The sequence below is a fragment of the Massilia timonae CCUG 45783 genome, from assembly GCF_000315425.1.
GTDB classification, from domain to species: domain Bacteria; phylum Pseudomonadota; class Gammaproteobacteria; order Burkholderiales; family Burkholderiaceae_D; genus Telluria; species Telluria timonae.
On the sequence record NZ_JH992923.1, the window covers coordinates 1,078,143 to 1,080,968 of the forward strand.

The window sequence follows — 2,826 nt, forward strand, 5'->3', positions numbered from 1 at the left end:
GCGAATGGCCGAGCAGTCGGTGGTGCTGTGTCTGCAGGACACGACCGAACTGGACTTTAACGGACAGCAGGCGCGCGGCCTCGGACCGCTCAGCTATGAAGCGCAGCGCGGCATGTACGTCCACCCCACCTACGCGGTGACGACGGCGCGCGAGCCGCTGGGGATCCTGGACGTGTGGATGTGGGCGCGCGCGCTGCGCGACACCAACGGCCAGCGCGGCGGCCCCAAGGAAAGCCTGCGCTGGATCGAAGGCTACGAAAGACTGGCGGAACTGGCACCGCGCCTGCCCGCCACGCGCTTGGTGTATGTGGCCGACCGCGAGGCGGACATGCTGCCCTTGATGGCGCGGGCGCAGCAGCTCGACTGCCCGGTGGACTGGCTGGTGCGCGCCGCGCACAACCGCTGCTTGCCCAACAGCGAGAAGCTGTGGCCGCATGCCACGGAAGGCGCGCCGCTGGGGGAAATCGAGTTCGCGCTGGCCGCGCGGCCGGGCGCCAAGGCGCGCATCGTGCGCCAGCAGCTGTGGGCACGCCGGGTCGAACTGAACGCGGGCAAGGGCAAGGTGGTGACCGCCACATGCATCGTGGCGCGTGAACACGGCGCTCCGGCCGGCGTCAAGCCGATCGAATGGCGCCTGCTGACGAACCGGGTCGCCACCAGCGCGGCCGAGGTGGCCGAATTGATCGACTGGTATCGCGCCCGCTGGGAAATTGAAATGCTGTTCAATGTGCTCAAGAACGGCTGCAAGGTCGAGGAACTTCAGCTGGGCACGATCGAGCGCATCGAGCGCGCACTGGCGCTGTACTTGGTCGTAGCCTGGCGCATTGCCTATCTGGTACGCATGGGCCGTACCTGCCCGAACCTGGATGCCCACTTGTTCTTTGATCCCGATGAGATACGCGGCGCCTACTTGCTCAACAAATTACGCCCCCAGCCCAACCCGGCGTTAAACGAAGTAATACGCTTGATCGCCCGCGCGGGCGGCTTCTTGGGCCGAAAAGGTGATGGCGAACCTGGTGCCAAGACCCTCTGGGAAGGGCTGCGCGACGTGCGCGCCTCAGCTCTCACCCTTCAAGCACTACGCGAACTTGGAGACTGACGAGTTGTGTATAACGAGGTGCATTTAAGGGCCCTGGTCGCCCGGCCGGAGTGGAAGAAGATGAACTTGCTAAGCTGCGTCGTGAAAATGAGCGCCTCAAGCTGGAGAACACCATCTTAAAAAACCGCCCCGCACGGTCGCCCGTGGCCCTCATGAATAGAAACTCCAGAAGAGTACACTGGTTGCACGCAGGACTGTGACCGAACGCTTTTTGGAGGCATAGACCCCGTCAAAAAACCTGGTCCAGGGGAAGCTGCGGACTCATATGTGGCGGCGCCATCTGGCGACCCCGTTTAGGAAGTTGATCAATTCCGAGTCCCCGTCCTGCACCTGACTATCCAGGAGGTGGCCCATGTCCAGAGAGCGTTCACGATCCAAGCCCAGCGGGCTGCCGATCATTCATCCATTCGCGGCCGGCATCGATATCGGTGCACGATTCCACGTCGCCGCCGTCAGCCCGGATCTGTGCGACGAACCAGTCCAGACGTTTCAGGCTTTTACCAGTGATCTGGAACGCATGGCCAATTGGCTGGTTGCAACCGGAACGAAAACGGTCGTGATGGAATCGACAGGCGTCTACTGGGTCGCCGCCTTTGAAGTGCTCGAGTCGCACGGGCTCGAAGTCATCCTGGCCAACGCCCGCGAAGCGCGGGCCGTCCCAGGTAGAAAAAGCGACGTCAACGATGCCCAGTGGCTGCAGCGTTTGCATGCCTGCGGCCTGCTGCGTGCTAGCTTCCGTCCTGGCCGCGATATCGCAGAGTTGCGGGCCTATCTTCGCGCCCGCGAGAAGCACACCGACTACGCTGCCGCACATATCCAGCACATGCAGAAGGCGCTGACGTTCATGAACATTCAGCTCCATCACGTTATCGCCACGATCACCGGCGTCACGGGCATGAGGATCATCCGTGCCATCGTTGCCGGCGAGCGCAATCCCGATACGTTGGCGGCGATGCGCGATGTGCGCTGCAAGGAAAGCCTGGAAACCATCCGCAGTGCGCTGGTTGGTAATTACCAGCCCGAACACGTGTTTGCGCTCAAGCAGGCGCTTGCCCTTTACGATTTTTATCAGCGCTGCATCGACGAATGCGACGTGGAAATCGAACGTACGGTGGCGGGGCTGAACATTGGCAAGACGATGCCGGACGCGCCGCTCCCGAAGGCCAAACATCGCAGCAAAATGCCGAGCGATCCTAAGTTTGACGTGCGCGCTGCCCTGTATCAGCTAACCGGCACCGATCTCACGCAAATCCACGGCGTCGGCCCATTCCTGGCATTACGGTTTATCGGCGAATGTGGTACGGACATGGGTCGATGGCGTAGCGCGAAACACTTCACGTCATGGTTGACGTTGTCACCCGGCTGCAAAATCAGCGGCGGCAAGGTGCTGTCGGCGCATACGCGCAAGACCAGCAGCCGGCTGACCGTCGCGATTCGACTGGCAGCCGTCACCGTTGGACGGAGCGACACCGCGCTCGGCGCGTTCTACCGACGTCTTGCAGGACGCATCGGCACGGCCAAAGCAGTGACCGCCACAGCCCGCAAGATTGCGGTCCTGTTTTACAACGCTATGCGGTATGGTATGGATTACCGGGACCCCGGTGCCGACCACTATGAACAGCAGTATCGCGATCGCGTGGTCAAGCAGCTGCATCGGCGCGCAGCGCAGTTCGGATTTGCTCTGCAGCCTCAGGAATCAATGGCTAGCGGGTGAGTTTCTTAGGAAG

General features: G+C 62.0%; 2 protein-coding genes. Both read left to right on the forward strand.

The window, feature by feature from the left end:
* Window positions 1-1,099, forward strand: a 1,099-nt coding sequence (locus tag HMPREF9710_RS14675) for an IS4 family transposase (RefSeq protein WP_005667534.1), incomplete at its 5' end; no start/stop codon positions are given.
* Window positions 1,100-1,451: 352 nt separating this feature from the next.
* Complete coding sequence (locus HMPREF9710_RS14680; protein ID WP_005667535.1) at window positions 1,452-2,813, forward strand: IS110 family RNA-guided transposase; 1,362 nt, start codon at window positions 1,452-1,454, stop codon at window positions 2,811-2,813.
* The last annotated feature ends 13 nt before the right edge of the window (window positions 2,814-2,826 follow it).

Coding starts and splice junctions, on each gene's coding strand:
- HMPREF9710_RS14680 (WP_005667535.1), top strand. CDS start 1,452: ATGTCCAGAGAGCGTTCACGATCCAAGCCCAGCGGGCTGCCGATCATT.